Here is a 19,800-nt window from a genome sequence, read left to right on the forward strand (position 1 = left end):
ACAAAAATAAATTGAGGAGTTTATATGGATTTCGACCTATTCCTAATGATTTGTAATTATATTGGGACCATAGCCTTTGCGGCGTCAGGAGCCATCAAAGGGTTTGATAAACGTTTAGATATTTTTGGAATTAGTTTATTAGCAATTGTAACGGCAGTAGGTGGAGGGATTTTAAGAGATTCTATTATCAGTCGTTTTCCATCCGCTCTCGCAGACCCTGGACCGATTTATGTCTCCATCCTTGTAGCTGTCATCATGTATGTCTTTGTGACTTCAAAACAGGCCAATGCTAGTCATGAAAAAAAGTTTTATAAGTGGTTGAGAGAAGCCTATCTTATTTTTGATTCGATTGGGTTAATCATCTTTTCCTTGATTGGAGCGACAGCCTTAGTTGATAGTGAATTAAATTTGATGTCTGCTGGAATTTTGGCTTGTTTAACGGGTGCTGGCGGAGGTATTATCCGAGACCTTTTGATCAATGAAGTTCCAAGTGTTCTAAAAGAAGATATCTATGCTCTTCTATCTTTTGTAATTGGTGTAGTTTATTATTGGCTGGCCTTTGTTCTCCATTTCCCAAGAATTAGTGTATTCATTGTTCTTTCGATTGTTGGATTTGTGATTAGACTTTTTATTATTAAATTCCGACTCTCTTTACCAAATATGGATAAGAGAACCTTGAACTGATGAAAAGGTGAGAGTTGATTTCTAACTCATCCATTTTAAAAAATCCACATTATATATAGGCGTCTAATCTCATATGGATTAGGCGCTATTTTTTTTTTTTTGCAAATACGGGAAATGTTTGATGAAATTACTATTTTTTGGTATTATATCTAAAATTTAAAGCAAGATAGGAGCTACAATGAGTCATTTAAAGAATTCAGTCGATTTTATTAAAGAAATAGAGAAATTAAAGGCAGTAACAAGATTTAACAGAACTCTTGATGGAAGATTTGAAAATAGTGCCGAGCATTCTTGGCAGGGTGCCATAGCTGCGATAGTTCTTCAAGATTATTATCCTGAAAATTTGAAAATGGAAAAGGTCATTTCTATGTTACTGATTCATGATCTAGGTGAGATTTATGCCGGAGATACTTGGGTTTTTGATGATGAAAAAAAGGTTCATTCTCATGATAGAGAGCTACAATCTATAGAAAGAACAATGAGCATCCTTCCAGAAGAGAAATATTTGAATATGAAAAATTTGTGGCTAGAATTTGAAAAAGGGCAGAGTGCTGAGGCAAGATTTGCAAGAGTTATCGACGCATTGGTACCACTGATAAATCACTTAGAAGTGTCAGAATTAAATTATAACCCTGATAATATCAGTGCAGACATGGTATTAGAAAAGAAAAAGTTCATAAAAAGTGAATCAGAAGAATTATGGAAATTGACGGAAGATTTGATTCAGGAAAGTGTGGAAAGGGGCTTATATTTTAAATAACGACTGTCTCTATTGATACAATCGAATATAGAGAAAGCCTTGGAATGTTTCCAAGGCTTTTTAACTATCAATAGATACAAGGAAAAGTTGTCAGAGTAGATGATTTTTATTTGGATACTCTTGTCTTGTAAAACGTTAAACTATATGTTATTAAAGACAGATTATGTTGAGTACTGAATCATACAAAAATTATTAATGGATTGAGAATTTTGCATTTGATTATGCTGTAGAGAATATTAGTCAAATAAAATTGTTTTGTTTTCACTAATGCATTTCTTATTATCATCCCAATAGTTAATACTTTCAAAGCTTCCTTTTCTTAAATAAAGGGGTAGCCTTTTTCTTATTTCATCTTGCATTGGTATTTTATCAATATCTTTTAGATTCCACCATTTTGGCTCACCTTCATCGGATGTGCTTAGTTCACCAGTAAACTGAGTACATAAAAAGTCATAGAAGACAAATCTCTCATTACCGATTGAATTAGTAAAGCCTGAAATTCCTTTTAATTCAAGATTTAATGCAGTAAGTCCAGTCTCTTCCTTAAGTTCCCGTAATGCAGCTTCAAAAAAACTTTCAGGGAATTCAACTTTCCCCCCGGGTGGAATCCAGCCAGGAAAATTATCGTGCTGTCTATTAAGTAATAAAATTTCTTGATTTTTCAAAACGCAAATATTAACCCAGTTTTTGATTGTTTCAGTCATATTATTAACCTCCAACAAGTATTTTTTCATATGCAAGACTATATGTCAAGAACTATATGCTATTTATGATTGTGACAAATGTGTGTCAGTCAAAGATTGATAAATTTTATGCATGATCTGATTAACTCTAAGAATGGAATTCAATCAAGAACTTTGGCAGAATAGTATTGAGAAGCTGGATATAAAAGATTGCAAGCAAATCAGCCTGGCCTTCAAAAATGGGCCTACAGATTGATTTTTAGTATACTAAGGCGTGACAATCCTGCACGTCTTTTTTTACTTTTTCTATGGTATAATAGAAGATAGATTTATAACTGGAGAATATGGGTATTTATGATTAAACTTGTCGCAACGGATATGGACGGGACTTTTTTAGATGAAGCTGGTCAATTTGACATGGAACGTTTAAAAAAGCTTCTCCATTCTTATAAAGAAAAAGGAATTTACTTTGCTGTCGCATCAGGTCGTGGTCTTTTGTCACTTGAAAAACTTTTTGCTGATGTTCGTGATGAGATTATTTTTATAGCAGAAAATGGCAGTTTGGTAGAATTTCATGGGCAAGATCTCTATGAAGCAACCATGCCACGTGATTTTTACCTGTCAACATTTGAGACATTAAAAACTTCACCTTATTTTGATGAGAAAAAGATGCTCTTGACTGGTAAGAAAGCTTGTTATGTGTTGGATACTGTGGATGAAACTTATTTCATGTTTAGCCATCATTACAATGAGAACATCCAAAAGGTAGCAAGTCTTGAAGATATTACCGATGAGATTTTCAAATTCACAACCAACTTCACTGAAGAAACGGTTGACGCTGGAGAATCTTGGGTCAATGAACATGTTCCTGATGTTAAGGCAATGACGACAGGTTTTGAATCCATTGATATTGTTCTTGATTATGTGGACAAGGGAGTTGCGATAGTCGAATTAGCTAAGAAGTTAAATCTGGATATGGACCAAGTGATGGCTTTCGGTGACAATCTCAACGACCTTCATATGATGCAGGTTGTAGGGCACCCAGTCGCGCCTGAAAATGCTCGTCCAGAAATTCTAGAACTTGCAGAAACAGTTATTGGTCACCATAAAGACCAATCAGTTATCGCTTATATGGAGGGATTGTAATGGCAGATATTAAATTAATTGCCCTAGACTTAGATGGAACCTTGCTGACGACAGACAAGAAATTGACAGATCGTACCAAGGCAACTTTAAAGGCTGCGCGTGAACAGGGTGTCAAGGTAGTCCTAACAACTGGACGCCCCCTAAAGGCCATGGATTTCTTCCTTAAAGAGCTTGGAACAGATGGTCATGATGATGAATATACCATCACTTTTAATGGTGGATTAGTTCAGAAAAATACAGGTGAAATACTTGATAAGACAGTCTTTTCCATTGATGATGTAAGCCGTATTTACGAAGAAACTGAAAAACTAGGAATTCCACTAGATGCAATTTCAGAAGGAATAGTTTACCAGATTCAGTCTGACCAAGAAAGTTTATATGCTCAGTTTAACCCAGCTCTAACTTTTGTTCCAACTGCTTTTGAAGATTTGTCTAGTCAGGTCACTTATAATAAGTGCGTTACTGCCTTTCCTCAAGAGCCCTTGGATGCAGCTATTCAGAAGATTTCACCAGAGTTATTCGACCAGTATGAGATTTTTAAATCTCGTGAACTTTTGCTAGAATGGTCACCAAAGAATGTTCATAAGGCGACAGGGTTATCTAAACTGATTGAACACTTAGGGATTGACCAAAGTCAGGTTATGGCTTGTGGAGATGAGGCTAATGACCTTTCGATGATTGAGTGGGCCGGTCTCGGTGTCGCTATGCAAAATGCTGTGCCGGCAGTCAAGGCAGTGGCAAATGTGGTAACACCAATGACTAATGACGAAGAAGCTGTCGCCTGGGCAATTGAAAAATATGTACTGAAGGAGAACTAAAGCATGGGATTATTTGACCGTTTATTTGGTAAAAAAGAAGAACCTAAGATTGAAGAAGTTGTCAAAGAAGCTTTGGAAAACTTGGACCTTACTGAACCTGACGAGGAAGCTGCAGAACCTGTAACCGAAAAAGCTACTGTGAAAGATAGTGAAGAAAGCATCCAAAGCTCAGATGTTGAGGAAACTTATTCTGCAGAAGTCAGTGATTCTGAACAACAAGAAGAACTCGCAGAAGACACAGCTCCAGAACCAGTTGAACCAGTAGAAACTCCTCAAGAAGAAAGAAATCAAGTTGAAGAAGTAACTGAATGCCATTGTTGTCAGGAAGAGTCAGAATCAACTGAAGTTTTAGAATCTGAAGATAGCTCTCAAGAGCTATCAGAGATTGCTACAGAAGAACTAGATTCACTACTTGAAGAAACTCCTCAATCGGAAACGACTCATATTGAAGAAGTGACTTCAAGTGATAGTTCTGATGATGTTGCAAACCAACCTCAAACAGATGAAACAGAAGTAGAAATTACTGAAGAAGTGGAAACAGGGGAAGAAATCAAGGAAACCCCTCAGGTCGAAGAGACTGTCCAAGAAAAATATGACCGTAGTCTCAAAAAAACACGTACGGGATTTGGTGCTCGTTTGAATGCTTTCTTTGCTAATTTCCGCTCAGTAGATGAAGAATTTTTTGAAGAGCTAGAAGAACTCTTAATTATGAGTGATGTTGGTGTTCAAGTAGCTTCAAATCTTACGGAAGAATTGCGTTATGAAGCCAAGCTCGAAAATGCCAAGAAACCCGAGGCTCTTCGCCGAGTCATTATCGAAAAATTAGTGGATCTTTATGAAAAAGATGGCAATTACAATGAGAGCATTAACTTCCAAGATGGTTTGACAGTCATGCTCTTTGTAGGTGTCAATGGTGTCGGTAAAACAACTTCTATCGGAAAATTGGCACACCGCTACAAACAGGCTGGCAAGAAAGTCATGTTAGTTGCTGCAGATACCTTCCGTGCTGGTGCGGTAGCTCAGCTAGCAGAATGGGGACGTCGTGTCGATGTGCCTGTTGTAACAGGCCCAGAAAAAGCTGATCCAGCTAGTGTTGTCTTTGATGGGATGGAACGGGCAGTAGCAGAAGGTGTTGACATTTTGATGATTGATACAGCTGGCCGTCTGCAAAACAAGGAAAACTTGATGGCCGAGTTGGAAAAAATTGGCCGTATCATCAAACGTGTTGTACCAGAAGCACCTCATGAAACTTTCCTAGCTCTAGATGCGTCAACTGGGCAAAACGCTCTTGTACAAGCTAAAGAATTCTCAAAAATCACTCCTGTTACAGGGATTGTCTTAACCAAGATTGATGGAACTGCTCGAGGTGGGGTTGTTCTTGCTATCCGTGAGGAACTCAATATCCCTGTTAAGTTGATTGGTTTTGGTGAAAAAATCGATGATATCGGTGAGTTCAACTCAGAAAACTTTATGAAGGGTCTTTTAGAAGGCCTACTATAAAAAGAAAATCCTGCAAGAATTCTTGCAGGATTGTTTTTGATTATTCTAAACGGCCATCCTTACGATAGGCGATATCAGGTTGCCAAGTCCATTGAGCTCCATATTTTTCAAGTAAATCAAAGCTAGCTTGAGGCCCCATTGTACCAGCCTTGTAGTCATGAAGTGGAGCACCGTTTTCAGCCCAAAGCTTCTCAATACGGTCAATCAATTTCCATGATGCACTCACTTCATCCCAGTGGCTAAAGTTTGTTGAGTTATTGTTCAAAACATCATAGATCAGTTTTTCGTAAGGATCTGGTGAAGCACCTGTTGCAGTCGCATCTGTTCGATAGTCAAGCGAATTTGGCGCAAGGCTAAACTCTTCCCCAACCTTCTTACCGTTAAGGCTAAGAGAGAATCCTTCCGTTGGTTGGATGTAGATGGTAAGCACATTCGGTGCTAGGGGTTCTCCAAAAATGGAATCCATTTGTTTGAAGACAATGTTTACGTGTGTTCCTTTTTCAGTGAGGCGTTTACCTGTACGGAAGAAGAAAGGTACATCACGGAAGCGGTCGGTATCTACAAAGAAGGCGCCTGAAGCAAAGGTTTCTGTCATAGATTCAGGGTCAACATTTGGTTCGCTACGGTAGGAAATGTACTTCATGCCATCAACTTTACCAGAACGATATTGACCACGGATGAAGTGCTCTTTTAATTCTTCATTTGAAGGGTGGTAAAGGTTCTTGAAGACTTTAATTTTCTCAGCTCGAATGTCATCCTTTGTAAAGCTTGCAGGCTTATCCATGGCCAAGAGTGATAGAAGTTGAAGGGTATGGTTTTGCACCATATCACGAAGGGCACCTGACTTATCATAGTAGCCTCCACGCTCTTCAACACCGAGGCGTTCTGCAAATGTAATCTGAACATTATCGATGTGCTCACGATTCCAAACATTCTCAAAAATCATATTGGCAAAGCGAACAGCAAAGATACTTTGAATCATCTCTTTACCAAGATAGTGGTCGATACGGTAAATTTGATCCTCGTCAAAGGTAGCAAGAAGTTCGTCATTGAGTTGTTTAGCAGTAGCATAGTCTGTACCGAAAGGTTTCTCGACGATCAAACGTTCAAAACCTTTTCCGTCTACGATTTGCTCTGACTTGAGGTGTTTAGCGATAGTACCAAAGAATTGTGGAGCCATAGAGAGGAAGAAGAGCTTGTTATAATCAGTTTGGTATTTTTCGTTTAATTCAGCCTGAAGTTTGCGTAATTCGATGTAGTGCTCGGTGTCATTAACATCGTGACTTTGATAGTAAAAATGACTAGCAAAAGCTTGAGCCTCTTCCACGCTATCTGCCAAGTCAAGAATGGATTCGACAACAACAGATTCGAAATATTCCTTACTCCAAGGTCTGCGAGCAGTTCCGATAACAGCAAAATGATCAGACAAATTGCCTGATTTGTAAAGTCTAAAAAGTGAAGGGTAGAGCTTGCGTTTAGCTAAATCTCCACTAGCACCGAAAATTGTAACAATAACTTTTGATGACATCCAACTACCTAATTTCTATTTACTTTCCTAGTTATTCTATGCATGAGGAACCCTCATTTTCATACCCTTTATTTTATCATAATTTTCTAAAAAATCCAAAAATCCAATACAAGTAAGAAAAAAACTGCAAGGTTTTCCTTGCAGTCTTTTTAAGCATTGAGGACCTTATCCAAAAATTCTTTTAGACGCGGATGTTGTGGGTTATCAAAGATTTGGTCTGGTGTACCATCTTCTAGGAATTCACCATCTGCGGTAAAGATTACACGATTGGCAACCTTGCGAGCAAATCCCATTTCGTGGGTTACGATGATCATGGTCATACCTTGTTCTGCCAATTCCTTCATAACGTTTAGAACGTCACCGACCATCTCAGGGTCAAGGGCAGAAGTTGGCTCGTCAAAGAGCATGATATCAGGGTTCATTGCTAAACCGCGGGCGATAGCCACACGTTGTTTTTGTCCACCTGATAGGCTTTCAGGATTAGCATTAGCCTTATCAGCAAGACCAACTTTTTCAAGAAGTTCCATCCCCAATTTTTCAGCTTCAGCTTTAGTCATCAATTTATGCTCAATTGGTGCAAAAGTAATATTTTCAAGGACAGACATGTGTGGAAATAGATTAAAGTGTTGAAAAACCATTCCGACATTTTCACGAACGTGGTCCACGTTGGTTGCTTTATCCGTCAAATCATAACCATTAACTGTAATATGACCTTTTGTACCTTCCTCGAGGAGATTTAAGCTACGCAAGAAAGTTGACTTACCTGAACCAGAAGGTCCAATGATACAAACAACATCTCCTTCATAGAATTTCGCTGAAATTCCTTTAAGGACTTTGTTTTTACCATATTGCTTATGTAAATTATCGACATCGATTTTTAATGTTGCCATTATTGAATCCTCTTTTCTAAGCGTTTTGCAAGTCTAGTAAGAAGAGTGATAATCACAAGGTAAAAGACTGCGAGAATTGCATACATTTTGAAACTTTGGTAGTTACGAGCAATGATAATCTTACCAGTTTGGAAGAGCTCTACAAGACCAATCGCAGATACGATCGTTGTATCTTTCAATGCGATAACAAATTGGTTGACGAAGTTTGGCAGCATGAGTTTAGTTGCTTGAGGCAAGACAATCTTACGCATGGTTTTTCCATATGAAATACCAAGACTGCGACTAGCTTCCATTTGCCCAACAGGAACTGCCTTGATACCACCACGAACAATTTCAGCGATGTAGGCTGCTGAGTTTAGAGAAAGAGCAATTGTACCAGCAACAAAGTCGTTGATTGGACTTTGCTGACCTGTAAGAGATTCGATAAAGTTAGGAATACCCCAGAAAATAAAGGCTGCAAGAATCATTAACGGAATACCACGGATAACGTCAACGAAAATCTCTGAAATCAAACGAAGAGATTTGTAAGGACTGACGCTAAACATTCCAAAGATAATTCCGATAAAAATCGCAATTGTAAATGAAAGAAGTGCTAAGGCTAGCGTAATACCAAGACCGTTCAGAAGTTGTTTGTAGTTGTTTTTCAACAAGCCCCAGATAGTTGTTTCATTAGCGGTTGAACTTGTAGTAGTAGAATCGCTAGCTAGATACTTATCAAGGATCTTTTGGAATTCTCCATTTGCCTTAAGGTTTGCAAGTCCCTTGTTGAACTTCTCTAGCAATTCTGGATTGCTTCCTTTTTTAACAGCAAAGGCAGTTTCACCAATTGGTGTACCTGCGATTGGTGTTTTTAACTTTTGTCCTTGACTGATAGAATATTTAATAACAGGTTCGTCATCCATAACGGCATCAATTGAACCAGTGTTTAAACTATCATACATAGATGCAGCATCGGAAAAAGTTTTGATCTTGTAACCGTACTTACTTTGATTTTCTGTTAGGAAGGTTTGTGAAGCAGTACCATTTTTCACACCTACAGTCTTACCGTTCAAATCTTCATAAGAAGAAATGGTACTTGATTCTTTAACACCAAGAATAGTATTTGCTGTATAGTAAGAATCAGAGAAATCGAAAGTTTCCTTACGAGCATCAGTTACTGACATACCTGCAATGATACCGTCTGCTTGTCCAGATTGGACTGCGTTAATAGCAGCATCAAAACCTGGATTGGTAATCTCGATTTCAAAACCTTGGTCTTCGGCAATAGCCTTGATTAGATCCATATCGATACCAGTGTATTGATTGCTTGAGTCCTGGAAAACAAATGGCGCAAAAGATGAGTCACTGGCGATAACATACTTGGTTTTTTCTGTGTCAGCTTTTACTAGTCCTAATGAAAGAATAGGAAATAAAATAAGCAAACATGCTAGGATTTTTTTCTTCATGTGATGTCTCCTTTCAGGGTATTTCCAAATTATAGCAGAAAAGAAACATATTGGCAAATTTAAACTCCATTCGTGTTAGAAAATATAACATAAGATGCAAATGAAGGAAAAGTTGAGAAGCAGTAAGTCAGTCTTTTTTATGGTAAAATAGAAGGATAGAAAATGTGTATGAGGCTATTATGATTAATCGAATTACAGACAACAAATTTAAACTGGTATCCAAATACCAACCTTCTGGGGATCAACCGCAAGCTATTGAACAGTTAGTAGATAATATCGAGGGTGGTGAGAAGGCGCAAATCCTGATGGGAGCGACTGGTACGGGGAAGACCTATACCATGAGCCAGGTCATTGCTCGAGTTAATAAGCCAACCCTAGTCATTGCCCACAATAAAACTCTCGCAGGGCAACTATATGGGGAGTTTAAGGAATTTTTCCCAGAAAATGCAGTTGAGTACTTCGTATCTTACTATGATTATTACCAGCCAGAGGCCTATGTGCCGTCGAGCGATACCTACATCGAAAAAGATAGTTCAGTCAACGATGAGATCGATAAACTTCGGCACTCAGCAACATCAGCTTTGTTGGAGCGTAATGATGTTATTATTGTGGCTTCTGTTTCTTGTATTTATGGTTTGGGTTCTCCTAAGGAATACGCTGATAGTGTAGTAAGTCTCCGCCCAGGACTTGAGATTTCTCGTGACAAACTGCTTAATGATTTGGTGGACATTCAGTTTGAGCGCAATGACATTGATTTTCAGCGTGGAAGATTCCGTGTACGTGGGGATGTGGTGGAAATTTTCCCAGCCTCTCGTGATGAGCATGCCTTTCGTGTTGAGTTCTTCGGGGATGAGATTGACCGCATTCGTGAGGTTGAAGCTCTAACTGGTCAAGTTCTGGGCGAAGTGGATCATTTGGCGATTTTCCCAGCCACTCACTTCGTGACCAATGATGACCATATGGAAGTAGCTATTGCTAAGATTGAGGCTGAATTGGAGGAGCAGTTAGCACTCTTTGAGAAGGAAGGTAAGCTCCTCGAAGCGCAACGCTTGAAACAGCGAACAGAATACGATCTCGAGATGCTTCGTGAGATGGGCTATACAAACGGCGTTGAAAACTACTCCCGTCACATGGATGGACGGAGCGAAGGAGAGCCACCGTACACCCTTCTTGATTTCTTCCCTGATGATTTTTTGATTATGATTGATGAGAGCCACATGACCATGGGGCAAATCAAGGGCATGTATAATGGAGACCGTTCTCGTAAGGAGATGTTGGTTAATTATGGTTTCCGTTTGCCATCTGCCTTGGATAATCGTCCCCTTCGTCGTGAAGAGTTTGAAAGTCATGTTCACCAGATCGTTTATGTTTCAGCGACACCTGGTGATTATGAACACGAGCAGACTGATACCGTTATTGAACAAATCATTCGTCCGACTGGTCTTTTGGATCCAGAAGTGGAAGTGCGCCCAACTATGGGACAGATTGATGACCTCTTAGGTGAAATCAATGCCCGTGTTGAAAAGAACGAACGGACCTTTATTACAACCTTGACCAAGAAAATGGCTGAAGACTTGACTGACTACTTCAAAGAAATGGGGATTAAGGTCAAATACATGCACTCAGATATCAAGACTTTGGAGCGGACAGAGATTATCCGTGACCTGCGTTTAGGAGTCTTTGATGTCTTGGTCGGAATTAACCTCCTTCGTGAAGGGATTGATGTTCCAGAAGTTAGTCTAGTTGCTATTCTTGATGCGGATAAGGAAGGTTTCCTTCGTAATGAGCGTGGACTCATTCAGACCATCGGTCGTGCTGCCCGTAATAGTGAGGGGCATGTCATCATGTATGCGGACACCATGACTCAATCTATGCAACGCGCCATCGATGAAACGGCTCGACGTCGTAAAATCCAGATGGCTTATAATGAAGAACACGGTATCGTGCCACAAACTATTAAGAAGGAAATCCGTGACCTTATTTCTGTCACAAAAGCTTTGGCTAAGGAAGAAGATAAAGAAGTCGATATCAATAGCCTTAACAAACAAGAACGCAAGGAACTTGTTAAGAAACTGGAAAAACAAATGCAAGAAGCCGTCGAAGTGCTTGACTTTGAACTAGCAGCCCAGATTCGTGATATGATGTTGGAAGTCAAGGCTTTGGATTAGATAGGAAAGAAGAATGAAGATTATCATTAAAACAATGGAAACTCCTGAAGAGATAGAAGGAAAATCTCTCGTTCATTGGCAAACGTGGAGAGAGGCTTATGACGATCTTTTACCCGCGGATTTTCAGGAGACGATGACTTTAGAAAAATGTCGATTCTTTAGTCAAAAATATCCAGAAAATACCTTGATTGCGATGGATGGAAAGAAGGTCGTTGGATTTATCAGCTATGGAAATTACCGTGATGAGACTATTCAAGCTGGTGAAATCATTGCCTTATATGTTTTAAAAGATTACTATGGAAAAGGTGTGAGTAAACAGTTAATGCATGCTGCATTTGCTGTTCTCGATCATTTCTCTGATATTTATTTATGGGTATTGAAAGATAATAAGCGAGCCATTGCTTTCTATCAAAAAATGGGTTTTACTTTTGATGGCCAAGAAAAAATACTTGAACTTGGAAAACCTGTTAAGGAATTGCGGATGATGTGTTCTTCAAATAAAAATTCCTAAAGGATGTATCTATCAATCAATCTTTGAACCATTATCAATTAATCTAGTAAAAAATAAAAGAGATAGAATGAACCAAAGAAATGAAGGAGAAGACGAATGAAGATTTTAGTCATAAATGGACACCCTGATAAGGAAAGTTACTGTCAGGCTATTTTTCAAACCATTGTAGGAAATCTTGACTCAGGGCGCCATGAACTTGAAGTCATCAACCTTAATGAAGAGGACTTTGATCCTGTTTTACGTTATGGCTATCGAAAACGTATGGAAGAAGATTCTTTTATCCTTCGTTCCCAAGAATTAATCCAGTGGGCGGATCACCTGATCTTTGTTTATCCCATCTGGTGGAGTAATATGCCGAGCCTTATGAAGGGCTGGATTGATCGGGTATTTACACCGGGGATTGCATACTCAGCCAATGACCAAGGAAGTTTTATTTGGAATTACCTTAGAGGTAAGCAGTTTAAAAAGTTATTAAAAGGGAAAACAGCCAGTATTTACGCAACCTCCATGGCGCCTACTTGGTGGTACAAAATCTTTTCGGGTCCTATCAACATTCCAGATAGCTATGGCATCTCTGTTTTGAAAAATGCCGTCTTGAACCACTGTGGGATTAAAACCAAGCGCGTGTGCGTACTAGGTGAAGTTGGACGGGATGTGAATACAGCAAGTATGCGTGAAGAGCATCTCCGAAAAGTAGCAGAAGAAGTTAAAAAATTATCATGAAACAAGATAATAAGAGACAGAAAGCATTAAAAAAACATCATAAAACTAAGCAAAAGGCTGACCTACTAGATTGAGTGAATTTGTGGTTTGTTGAACATTCAACAATTGCCTATATTCTTGATACAAGCGTTTTGTTATTTTCTGCATTTTGCAAAAATGTTTTTGTATCTTAACGGTATTGCTTTTGTACTTCAGTTAACGATTGGGATTACATCTAAGAGAGGATTGTTCGTTCTTCCAATTTGGAATATAAATGATCGCTACATTTGGTTTCCTATTCTTACTTATGTAATCTTCTTTCTAGTGTCCGTTCTAATTCTTGATAATAAAAAGAGAGAAGAAGAAAATGGGGAAAATTCACTCAAATGAAAAATCATAAAAGAAAATTAAAAAGGAAAAAGAAATTATCCAGGGTAGAGAAGTTCAATCTGTGGTTAGAGTCTCACAAGCTATTGGCCTTTTTTGTGGATTTTACGGTTTACCTAGTATTAGTAGGAATAGTATGTATTGTTTTTAGTCAAGTTATCCTTCTTCCGAATCCTTATAATCAAATTAATTATATGTCTCCGCTCTACTGTAATATCATTTTGATATTTGCTAGGTTCTATGCTTATTATCTGCGAGAGGTTTGTTCAACTAAGAAAAATTTTAAAGATTACCTGGAACCCTTTCTATATATCAACAGTTTTGTTTTTATAACACATTTGATTTTTGGATTCCATACCCCACGACTACGAATTCCATCTCTCTTATCCCTAGATCACCGCTATATTTGGTTTCCAATAACAACCTATCTGGTCTTTTTTACCATACCTGCTTTAACGATATTGTTTATGAAATATATTGAAAAGAAAAGGAGTCAATCATGATGAAACATTTAACTGTATTTAGAATTATTTACCTTTTGTTCCTGCTATTTGTCCTAATTCATTTTGTCCTAGGTTTATTTGGTTTAGCTTTTACCCCAGTTTTGTGGAATATCTGGTTTTTTGGTCTCTGCTTAACCCTATTTATCCATCCATGGACCATTTTTTACAAAACAAGAATCTTTCAATGGTATCATCTAATATTTCAGGCTCTCAGTGGATTCTTCGTACTCCTAATCTGGTTGGTGACGTTTTTCGTTTTATCCATGGTTCCAGATTCATCTATGCCAATTAATATTGACTATCATGTTAATAGTAAAGATAAGGAAATTAGAATTATCAGGGGGGACATACTCCATGAAATTCATGAATATCACGACTTAGTTAACCCTTTGATTATGAAGTCTAAAGCTAAGTATATAGAAAATTAAACAATAGAAAGTGAGTCTATGTATGTCTCGAGCACAATTAACAATTCTAACTAACATTTGTCTGATTGAAGATCTTGAAAATCAGCGCGTAGTTATGCAGTATCGTTCACCCGAAAGCAATCGCTGGTCTGGCTATGCTTTTCCAGGAGGCCATATTGAAGATGGAGAGGCTTTTACAGAATCTGTTATTCGTGAAATTTACGAGGAAACGGGTCTAACGATTCAAAATCCTCAACTTGTCGGCATTAAAAATTGGCCACTAGATACAGGTGGGCGCTATATTGTCGTTTGTTATAGGGCGACTGAGTTCTCTGGCACCCTTCGTTCTTCAGATGAAGGAGAAGTTTCTTGGGTGCAAAAAGACCAGATTCCAAACTTGGATCTGGCCTATGATATGTTACCATTGATGGAGATGATGGAAGCTCCGGATAAGTCTGAATTTTTCTACCCTCGCCGTACAGAAGACGATTGGGAAAAGAAAATCTTCTAATCCTTTACCAAATAACCTAGCTTGTCTAAGGCCTCCTCGATATAGTGGAGGTCTTGTTTGTTTTCTGCCTCAACTAGATGATAATGGACCCCATCTGTCAGTTCGGATAAAGGACGAAAGTTTGAAGAATTCGCTTGGTTTAAAAAGTGTTCCACATCTCGTCTACAACTCAACTTGAGAAGGGTTTCGATTTCTCCGTATACTGGATGGTCGATAAGAATATTCTGCACTCGTCCGCCGTTATCAACGATAGCAAGAAGTTCTTGTTCCATATCCTCCTCTTTATGTTTGACTTTAAAGAGTTTGTGAACAAAAGGATTGGTTTTATTTTCTTTATAAATATAGCCACGATTGGTTGATAGGATAGGAGCTCCATTGGCACGAAGAAGAGCAATATCTTGTACGATAATTTGCCGAGTCACATGAAAATGTTCTGCTAAACTCTGACCATTTAGTGGCTTTTGAGCTTCTTTTAAGAGTTGAATAAGCGATTCTTTGCGGTCTTTAGTCATGATTTACTTTCTTAATGGCGTTTTTTTAAAGCTTTATAAACAGCTAATGCCAAGTAATAGTCTATCATACTATGAACAATAGTTCCAAACCCAACTAATACAAACAAGACATAGAACATATTTTTTAGGTCTGTTCCTGTAGTAGCATAAAAGATGATACAAGCCAATACTTCAGCAATAGCGTGAATCAAACCAAGCACAAAGTTAAAAATCAAGGAAGATTTTGCGTTATCTAAGGTTTGCGGAAATTTTTGAAGATAGAAAGCACCTAGCGTCCCAAAGAAAATGTGAGAGAAAGCCCGAAGTACGATGACAATCGGATAACCAGCTAGGAGGAAACCAATACTAGAGGCGACGATGACAAATATAGCCATCCATGGAGAGAGAAACATAGCAATAAAAATAGCTACATGACTTCCTAAAGTGTAAGAAGCAGGGGGGATAATAAGTTTAAAAGGCATTACCATGGGAATCAAAATAGCGATAGCTGTCAATAATGCGGTTACAGTCATGAACTGGGTTTTCTTTTGTGTATTCATAATAACTCCTTTTTATCTGTATATACAGTTGTATAGTACACTAAAATTTTAAACTAGTCAAGGAGCAAATTGCATTTCTGGAGAAAAATCGTTAAAATATAGTAAATAAACTTATAAAAGTGGAGAGTTGAGATGGTAGATATTCTTTACCCGATTTTTGTCATTTATTATACATCAAAGCTGAAGAAAACAGGATTACGAGTATCAAAATTTACTACATTTACTGCCTATAGTTTCTTGATGATTTCTTTAGTTCGAATTGCTTTTGGCTCACTAGCACTAATTGTTTTTAGTATACCCATTTTCGGTTTTCTATATTTTAGAGCGATAGGAGTGATTCTCTTTCACATTAGTATTATTTATGGAATGATCTTGCTTTTCTTGTCATTAACACTATTCTTAGACAGTCAAAAATCTAATCAAGATTTTCAAATCATACAAAAGACTCCATTTTTATCTCATGTACTCATGTTAGCCTTTCATGCGCTCTTAATCTACACAGACTTAGTTCCAATTCTTTCCATTCAATGATAAAATCCAAAGATGTTCTTCAAAATAGCAAAGAATAGGTGAAAATTGAGAGTGTAAAAAGAACTGAATTGTTTATTTCTTTTAAAAAAACAAATTTTTTCAAAAAATACTTGTTTTGAAATGATAGATGTGGTATACTTATAAATGGTTTGAAAAAACTGCCTAAGACAGTAGGGGAGCTCGACTCATAAGAATCCTACCGAGGACAAAACGTATCCATTATATGAAGCGTATTGTACTTTCGTGTCTAGGTTTGGGCGCGTTTTTCTTTTGGAAAAATTCCCCAAGCAAAATAATTACGGAGGTGAACACACTAATGAGTAGTGAAGCAATTATTGCTAAGAAAGCGGAATTAGTAGACGTAGTAGCTGAAAAAATGAAAGCTGCTGCATCAATCGTCGTTGTAGACTCTCGTGGTTTGACAGTTGAACAAGATACAGTTCTTCGTCGCGAGCTTCGTGGAAGCGAAGTTGAGTTTAAAGTGATTAAAAACTCAATCTTACGTCGTGCAGCTGAAAAGGCTGGTCTTGAAGATCTTGCATCTGTTTTTGTTGGACCATCTGCAGTAGCATTTTCTAACGAAGATGTTATCGCACCAGCGAAAATCTTAAACGACTTTGCTAAAGACGCTGACGCACTTGAAATCAAAGGTGGTGCAATCGAAGGCGCTGTCGCATCAAAAGAAGAAATTGTTGCTCTTGCAAGTCTTCCAAGTCGCGAAGGACTTCTTTCTATGCTCCTTTCTGTACTTCAAGCGCCAGTGCGCAACGTTGCTCTTGCAGTCAAAGCGGTTGCAGACAACAAAGAAGACGCAGCTTAATCTTAAGCTACGCAACGTAGCCTAGCTACAAAAAATATAAAAATTAAAATTTAAACTTATTTGGAGGAAATAACAATGGCATTGAACATTGAAAACATTATTGCTGAAATTAAAGAAGCTTCAATCCTTGAATTGAACGACCTTGTAAAAGCTATCGAAGAAGAATTTGGTGTAACTGCAGCTGCTCCTGTAGCTGTTGCTGCAGCTGGTGCTGCTGACGCTGGTGCTGCTAAAGACTCATTCGACATCGAATTGACAGCTGCTGGTGACAAAAAAGTTGGCGTTATCAAAGTTGTACGTGAAATCACAGGTCTTGGACTTAAAGAAGCTAAAGAACTTGTTGATGGTGCACCAGGTGTCATCAAAGAAGGTGTTCCAGCTGCTGAAGCTGAAGAACTTAAAGCTAAATTGGAAGAAGCTGGAGCTTCAGTTACTCTTAAATAATAGAGCGACTACATTTGTAGCTTAAAAACATGATTAAACCGCTATTCTTAGAACTAGCGGTTTTTCTTTTTGTTTGAGAAGGGGCAAAAAAGGGGCAAAAATAGTGATGCTTTTCAAACTTTGAATCATTTATTTATGATTCCTTATGAAAAAATTTACTTTTTAATCTCATTTTGTTATAATAGAAATCAAGAAAGAATATCTTATCAGTAAATCCTAAGCGAGCCTGAGATAGTGAGAGTCAGGTGATTGAGAGATAAGTGTGGCGCTTTCTGTAGTATTTTCAAAAACAATGAAGTAATAAATTAGGGTGGAACCGCGTTTCTGACGCCCCTAGGTTAAATCAACCTAGGATTGTCGGATGCGGTTCTTTCGCTTATTCAGTCTATTATGTGAAAGAAAGGAGAGACGTGGAAAACCTTTATCTTGTAAAAGACGATAGTCAACTAGCTGCATTTCGTGATTTTGTAGTAAGAAATACTGAAAAGTTGAAAGATTATCAATCTTTTTTAAAGAATGAACTTGCAGTCTGTGATTTACCGCAAGCTGTTATTTGGTCAAGTTTTAATGCTGCTACACAGATTATTAGGGAAAGTGCTGTTCCAGCCTATACAAATAATAGACGAATGGTTATGACGCCTGATTTAGCTGTTTGGAAAGAGTTGTATTTGTATCAGTTGCTGGACTACGAGTGTTCTCAGCAAACTCAAGCAATAGAAAGTCACTATCATTCTTTATCTGAAAATTTCCTCTTGCAGATTGTAGGACATGAGTTAGCTCATTGGTCGGAGTATTTTTTAGATGATTTTGATGGTTATGACTCTTATATCTGGTTCGAAGAGGGAATGGTTGAATATATTAGTCGCAAGTATTTCTTGACAGAAGAGGAATTTCAAGCGGAAAAAATTTGTAATCAGTCTCTTGTAGAACTTTTTCAGAAGAAATATGGTTGGCATTCATTGAATGATTTTGGTTCTTCGACTTATGATAAGAGCTATGCAAGTATTTTTTACGAATACTGGCGTAGTTTTTTGACAATAGATAAGTTGGTAGAAAATCTAGGTAGTGTACAAGCGGTCTTCGATTCTTATCATTTATGGGCAAATACAGATAAAACTCTTCCCTTGTTAAATTGGTTTGTTCAGCAGAAATTAATTGAAAAAGAAATATAAAAACTAAAGGAGTAAACAATGTCTAAAAAATTGACTTTCCAGGAAATCATCCTTACTTTGCAACAATACTGGAATGACCAGGGTTGTATGCTGATGCAGGCTTATGATAATGAAAAGGGTGCAGGAACCATGAGTCCTTATACTTTCCTTCGTGCCATTGGTCCTGAACCATGGAACGCAGCCTATGTAGAGCCATCACGTCGTCCAGCGGACGGTCGTTACGGAGAAAACCCAAACCGCCTCTACCAACACCACCAATTCCAAGTGGTTATGAAACCATCACCATCAAACATTCAAGAACTCTACCTTGAGTCATTGGAAAAATTGGGTATCAATCCTTTGGAACACGATATTCGTTTTGTTGAAGACAACTGGGAAAACCCATCAACTGGTTCAGCTGGCCTTGGTTGGGAAGTTTGGTTGGACGGTATGGAAATCACTCAGTTCACCTATTTCCAACAAGTCGGTGGTTTGGCAACTGGTCCGGTAACTTCTGAGGTCACTTACGGTTTGGAACGTTTGGCTTCTTACATCCAAGAAGTAGATTCAGTTTATGATATCGAGTGGGCTCCAGGAGTTAAATACGGAGAAATCTTCCTTCAGCCAGAATATGAGCATTCAAAATACAGCTTTGAAGTTTCTGATCAAGATATGCTTCTTGAAAACTTCGAAAAATTTGAAAAAGAAGCTGGACGTGCCTTGGAATTAGGCCTTGTGCACCCAGCCTATGACTACGTTTTGAAATGTTCACACACCTTCAACTTGCTTGATGCTCGTGGAGCGGTATCCGTTACAGAACGTGCCGGTTACATTGCCCGCATCCGTAACTTGGCCCGTGTAGTAGCTAAAACTTTCGTTGCAGAACGCAAGAAACTTGGTTACCCACTTCTCGACGAAGCTACACGCGCTAAACTCCTAGCAGAAGAGGAAGAATAGACAGAATTACGGGAATAAATGACTGAAAGTCGACCGTAGGTCGCTAAATAAAACAAGACCGCTGTAGTGAAAGTCGGATAAGAAGTTTCTTATCCGATTGGGGAACTGACGAGACTTAAGGCTTGGCAGTTAGCAATGAAACCGAAGGTTTGCTTGCGTCCCCCACTACTAAAGGTCTTGTTGAAGAAAATTAATTGATTGTG

General features: G+C 38.2%; 21 protein-coding genes and 1 other annotated feature. Of the genes, 15 read left to right on the forward strand and 6 right to left on the reverse strand.

Annotated features, from left to right (window positions below; all coding sequences use genetic code 11):
• Nucleotides 1-24 precede the first annotated feature (24 nt).
• On the forward strand, nucleotides 25-684 hold the full coding sequence (locus HMPREF9180_RS04970; RefSeq protein WP_006145395.1) for a trimeric intracellular cation channel family protein: 660 nt from the start codon (nucleotides 25-27) through the stop codon (nucleotides 682-684).
• Between the two features lie 178 nt (nucleotides 685-862).
• Nucleotides 863-1,444, forward strand: coding sequence for an HD domain-containing protein (locus HMPREF9180_RS04975; RefSeq protein WP_006145396.1), 582 nt, complete (start codon nucleotides 863-865; stop codon nucleotides 1,442-1,444).
• A 236-nt stretch (nucleotides 1,445-1,680) separates the two neighbouring features.
• On the opposite strand, the gene HMPREF9180_RS04980 is transcribed toward HMPREF9180_RS04975, so the two are convergent.
• Entirely contained in the window at nucleotides 1,681-2,148 is a 468-nt protein-coding gene (locus HMPREF9180_RS04980; RefSeq protein ID WP_025168649.1) for an 8-oxo-dGTP diphosphatase, read from the reverse strand.
• A 333-nt stretch (nucleotides 2,149-2,481) separates the two neighbouring features.
• Between HMPREF9180_RS04980 and HMPREF9180_RS04985 the strand changes: the two genes are divergently transcribed.
• From HMPREF9180_RS04985 to ftsY, 3 genes are read left to right on the forward strand one after another with little or no spacing between them, the layout of a single operon-like run.
• Nucleotides 2,482-3,273, forward strand: coding sequence for a Cof-type HAD-IIB family hydrolase (locus HMPREF9180_RS04985; protein ID WP_006145398.1), 792 nt, complete (start codon nucleotides 2,482-2,484; stop codon nucleotides 3,271-3,273).
• Nucleotides 3,273-4,091 carry a Cof-type HAD-IIB family hydrolase gene (locus HMPREF9180_RS04990; RefSeq protein ID WP_006145399.1) on the forward strand — a complete coding sequence of 273 codons (819 nt, stop codon included), beginning with the start codon at nucleotides 3,273-3,275 and terminating at the stop codon, nucleotides 4,089-4,091. Before HMPREF9180_RS04985 ends, HMPREF9180_RS04990 begins: the two co-directional genes overlap by 1 nt.
• Before the next feature lie 3 nt (nucleotides 4,092-4,094).
• Nucleotides 4,095-5,591 carry a signal recognition particle-docking protein FtsY gene (ftsY, locus tag HMPREF9180_RS04995; RefSeq protein ID WP_006145400.1) on the forward strand — a complete coding sequence of 499 codons (1,497 nt, stop codon included), beginning with the start codon at nucleotides 4,095-4,097 and terminating at the stop codon, nucleotides 5,589-5,591.
• 40 nt (nucleotides 5,592-5,631) lie between these two features.
• Here the strand turns inward: ftsY and zwf are convergent, their stop codons facing one another.
• The 3 genes from zwf to HMPREF9180_RS05010 form a co-directional block, all read right to left on the reverse strand.
• Entirely contained in the window at nucleotides 5,632-7,119 is a 1,488-nt protein-coding gene (zwf, locus tag HMPREF9180_RS05000) for a glucose-6-phosphate dehydrogenase (protein WP_006145401.1), read from the reverse strand.
• A gap of 149 nt (nucleotides 7,120-7,268) precedes the next feature.
• On the reverse strand, nucleotides 7,269-8,009 hold the full coding sequence (locus HMPREF9180_RS05005; RefSeq protein ID WP_006145402.1) for an amino acid ABC transporter ATP-binding protein: 741 nt from the start codon (nucleotides 8,007-8,009) through the stop codon (nucleotides 7,269-7,271).
• Nucleotides 8,009-9,454 carry an amino acid ABC transporter substrate-binding protein/permease gene (locus HMPREF9180_RS05010; RefSeq protein ID WP_006145403.1) on the reverse strand — a complete coding sequence of 482 codons (1,446 nt, stop codon included), beginning with the start codon at nucleotides 9,452-9,454 and terminating at the stop codon, nucleotides 8,009-8,011. The genes HMPREF9180_RS05005 and HMPREF9180_RS05010 overlap by 1 nt, the downstream gene beginning before the upstream one ends.
• Nucleotides 9,455-9,633: 179 nt before the next feature.
• Here HMPREF9180_RS05010 and uvrB point away from each other — a divergent pair, with 179 nt between their 5' ends.
• The 5 genes from uvrB (at nucleotide 9,634) to HMPREF9180_RS05045 (ending at nucleotide 14,643) form a co-directional block, all read left to right on the forward strand.
• On the forward strand, nucleotides 9,634-11,622 hold the full coding sequence (gene uvrB, locus HMPREF9180_RS05015; RefSeq protein ID WP_006145404.1) for an excinuclease ABC subunit UvrB: 1,989 nt from the start codon (nucleotides 9,634-9,636) through the stop codon (nucleotides 11,620-11,622).
• A 13-nt stretch (nucleotides 11,623-11,635) separates the two neighbouring features.
• A complete protein-coding gene (locus tag HMPREF9180_RS05020) occupies nucleotides 11,636-12,133 on the forward strand; it encodes a GNAT family N-acetyltransferase (protein WP_006145405.1) in 498 nt (165 codons plus the stop codon).
• A gap of 96 nt (nucleotides 12,134-12,229) precedes the next feature.
• Entirely contained in the window at nucleotides 12,230-12,856 is a 627-nt protein-coding gene (locus tag HMPREF9180_RS05025; RefSeq protein ID WP_006145406.1) for an NAD(P)H-dependent oxidoreductase, read from the forward strand.
• A gap of 865 nt (nucleotides 12,857-13,721) precedes the next feature.
• On the forward strand, nucleotides 13,722-14,153 hold the full coding sequence (locus HMPREF9180_RS10440) for a hypothetical protein (RefSeq protein ID WP_006145409.1): 432 nt from the start codon (nucleotides 13,722-13,724) through the stop codon (nucleotides 14,151-14,153).
• A gap of 22 nt (nucleotides 14,154-14,175) precedes the next feature.
• The gene (locus HMPREF9180_RS05045; RefSeq protein ID WP_006145410.1) at nucleotides 14,176-14,643 is read left to right on the forward strand and encodes an 8-oxo-dGTP diphosphatase; all 468 of its coding nucleotides are present in this window, start codon (nucleotides 14,176-14,178) and stop codon (nucleotides 14,641-14,643) included.
• Here the strand turns inward: HMPREF9180_RS05045 and HMPREF9180_RS05050 are convergent.
• Both HMPREF9180_RS05050 and HMPREF9180_RS05055 read right to left on the reverse strand, forming a co-directional pair.
• On the reverse strand, nucleotides 14,640-15,155 hold the full coding sequence (locus tag HMPREF9180_RS05050; protein WP_006145411.1) for a transcription repressor NadR: 516 nt from the start codon (nucleotides 15,153-15,155) through the stop codon (nucleotides 14,640-14,642). The two genes, HMPREF9180_RS05045 and HMPREF9180_RS05050, sit on opposite strands and share 4 nt — an antisense overlap.
• 11 nt (nucleotides 15,156-15,166) lie before the next feature.
• A complete protein-coding gene (locus HMPREF9180_RS05055) occupies nucleotides 15,167-15,694 on the reverse strand; it encodes a hypothetical protein (protein WP_006145412.1) in 528 nt (175 codons plus the stop codon).
• Between the two features lie 132 nt (nucleotides 15,695-15,826).
• Here HMPREF9180_RS05055 and HMPREF9180_RS05060 point away from each other — a divergent pair, with 132 nt between their 5' ends.
• The 5 genes from HMPREF9180_RS05060 (at nucleotide 15,827) to glyQ (ending at nucleotide 19,597) form a co-directional block, all read left to right on the forward strand.
• A complete protein-coding gene (locus HMPREF9180_RS05060) occupies nucleotides 15,827-16,225 on the forward strand; it encodes a hypothetical protein (protein ID WP_006145413.1) in 399 nt (132 codons plus the stop codon).
• A gap of 143 nt (nucleotides 16,226-16,368) precedes the next feature.
• Nucleotides 16,369-16,503 (forward strand) — a sequence feature (ribosomal protein L10 leader region).
• A 38-nt stretch (nucleotides 16,504-16,541) separates the two neighbouring features.
• A complete protein-coding gene (rplJ, locus tag HMPREF9180_RS05065) occupies nucleotides 16,542-17,045 on the forward strand; it encodes a 50S ribosomal protein L10 (protein ID WP_006145414.1) in 504 nt (167 codons plus the stop codon).
• 75 nt (nucleotides 17,046-17,120) lie between these two features.
• Nucleotides 17,121-17,489: a 50S ribosomal protein L7/L12 gene (rplL, locus tag HMPREF9180_RS05070; protein WP_006145415.1), complete on the forward strand. Its 369-nt coding sequence runs from the start codon at nucleotides 17,121-17,123 to the stop codon at nucleotides 17,487-17,489.
• A gap of 410 nt (nucleotides 17,490-17,899) precedes the next feature.
• Nucleotides 17,900-18,661, forward strand: coding sequence for an elongation factor Tu (locus tag HMPREF9180_RS05075; RefSeq protein ID WP_025168651.1), 762 nt, complete (start codon nucleotides 17,900-17,902; stop codon nucleotides 18,659-18,661).
• Nucleotides 18,662-18,679: 18 nt separating this feature from the next.
• Entirely contained in the window at nucleotides 18,680-19,597 is a 918-nt protein-coding gene (gene glyQ, locus HMPREF9180_RS05080; RefSeq protein WP_002886077.1) for a glycine--tRNA ligase subunit alpha, read from the forward strand.
• The last annotated feature ends 203 nt before the right edge of the window (nucleotides 19,598-19,800 follow it).

This window comes from Streptococcus peroris ATCC 700780 (assembly GCF_000187585.1).
GTDB lineage: Bacteria > Bacillota > Bacilli > Lactobacillales > Streptococcaceae > Streptococcus > Streptococcus peroris.

Coding starts and splice junctions, on each gene's coding strand:
- HMPREF9180_RS04970 (WP_006145395.1), top strand. CDS start 25: ATGGATTTCGACCTATTCCTAATGATTTGTAATTATATTGGGACCATA.
- HMPREF9180_RS04975 (WP_006145396.1), top strand. CDS start 863: ATGAGTCATTTAAAGAATTCAGTCGATTTTATTAAAGAAATAGAGAAA.
- HMPREF9180_RS04980 (WP_025168649.1), bottom strand. CDS start 2,148: ATGACTGAAACAATCAAAAACTGGGTTAATATTTGCGTTTTGAAAAAT.
- HMPREF9180_RS04985 (WP_006145398.1), top strand. CDS start 2,482: ATGATTAAACTTGTCGCAACGGATATGGACGGGACTTTTTTAGATGAA.
- HMPREF9180_RS04990 (WP_006145399.1), top strand. CDS start 3,273: ATGGCAGATATTAAATTAATTGCCCTAGACTTAGATGGAACCTTGCTG.
- ftsY (WP_006145400.1), top strand. CDS start 4,095: ATGGGATTATTTGACCGTTTATTTGGTAAAAAAGAAGAACCTAAGATT.
- zwf (WP_006145401.1), bottom strand. CDS start 7,119: ATGTCATCAAAAGTTATTGTTACAATTTTCGGTGCTAGTGGAGATTTA.
- HMPREF9180_RS05005 (WP_006145402.1), bottom strand. CDS start 8,009: ATGGCAACATTAAAAATCGATGTCGATAATTTACATAAGCAATATGGT.
- HMPREF9180_RS05010 (WP_006145403.1), bottom strand. CDS start 9,454: ATGAAGAAAAAAATCCTAGCATGTTTGCTTATTTTATTTCCTATTCTT.
- uvrB (WP_006145404.1), top strand. CDS start 9,634: ATGATTAATCGAATTACAGACAACAAATTTAAACTGGTATCCAAATAC.
- HMPREF9180_RS05020 (WP_006145405.1), top strand. CDS start 11,636: ATGAAGATTATCATTAAAACAATGGAAACTCCTGAAGAGATAGAAGGA.
- HMPREF9180_RS05025 (WP_006145406.1), top strand. CDS start 12,230: ATGAAGATTTTAGTCATAAATGGACACCCTGATAAGGAAAGTTACTGT.
- HMPREF9180_RS10440 (WP_006145409.1), top strand. CDS start 13,722: ATGATGAAACATTTAACTGTATTTAGAATTATTTACCTTTTGTTCCTG.
- HMPREF9180_RS05045 (WP_006145410.1), top strand. CDS start 14,176: ATGTCTCGAGCACAATTAACAATTCTAACTAACATTTGTCTGATTGAA.
- HMPREF9180_RS05050 (WP_006145411.1), bottom strand. CDS start 15,155: ATGACTAAAGACCGCAAAGAATCGCTTATTCAACTCTTAAAAGAAGCT.
- HMPREF9180_RS05055 (WP_006145412.1), bottom strand. CDS start 15,694: ATGAATACACAAAAGAAAACCCAGTTCATGACTGTAACCGCATTATTG.
- HMPREF9180_RS05060 (WP_006145413.1), top strand. CDS start 15,827: ATGGTAGATATTCTTTACCCGATTTTTGTCATTTATTATACATCAAAG.
- rplJ (WP_006145414.1), top strand. CDS start 16,542: ATGAGTAGTGAAGCAATTATTGCTAAGAAAGCGGAATTAGTAGACGTA.
- rplL (WP_006145415.1), top strand. CDS start 17,121: ATGGCATTGAACATTGAAAACATTATTGCTGAAATTAAAGAAGCTTCA.
- glyQ (WP_002886077.1), top strand. CDS start 18,680: ATGTCTAAAAAATTGACTTTCCAGGAAATCATCCTTACTTTGCAACAA.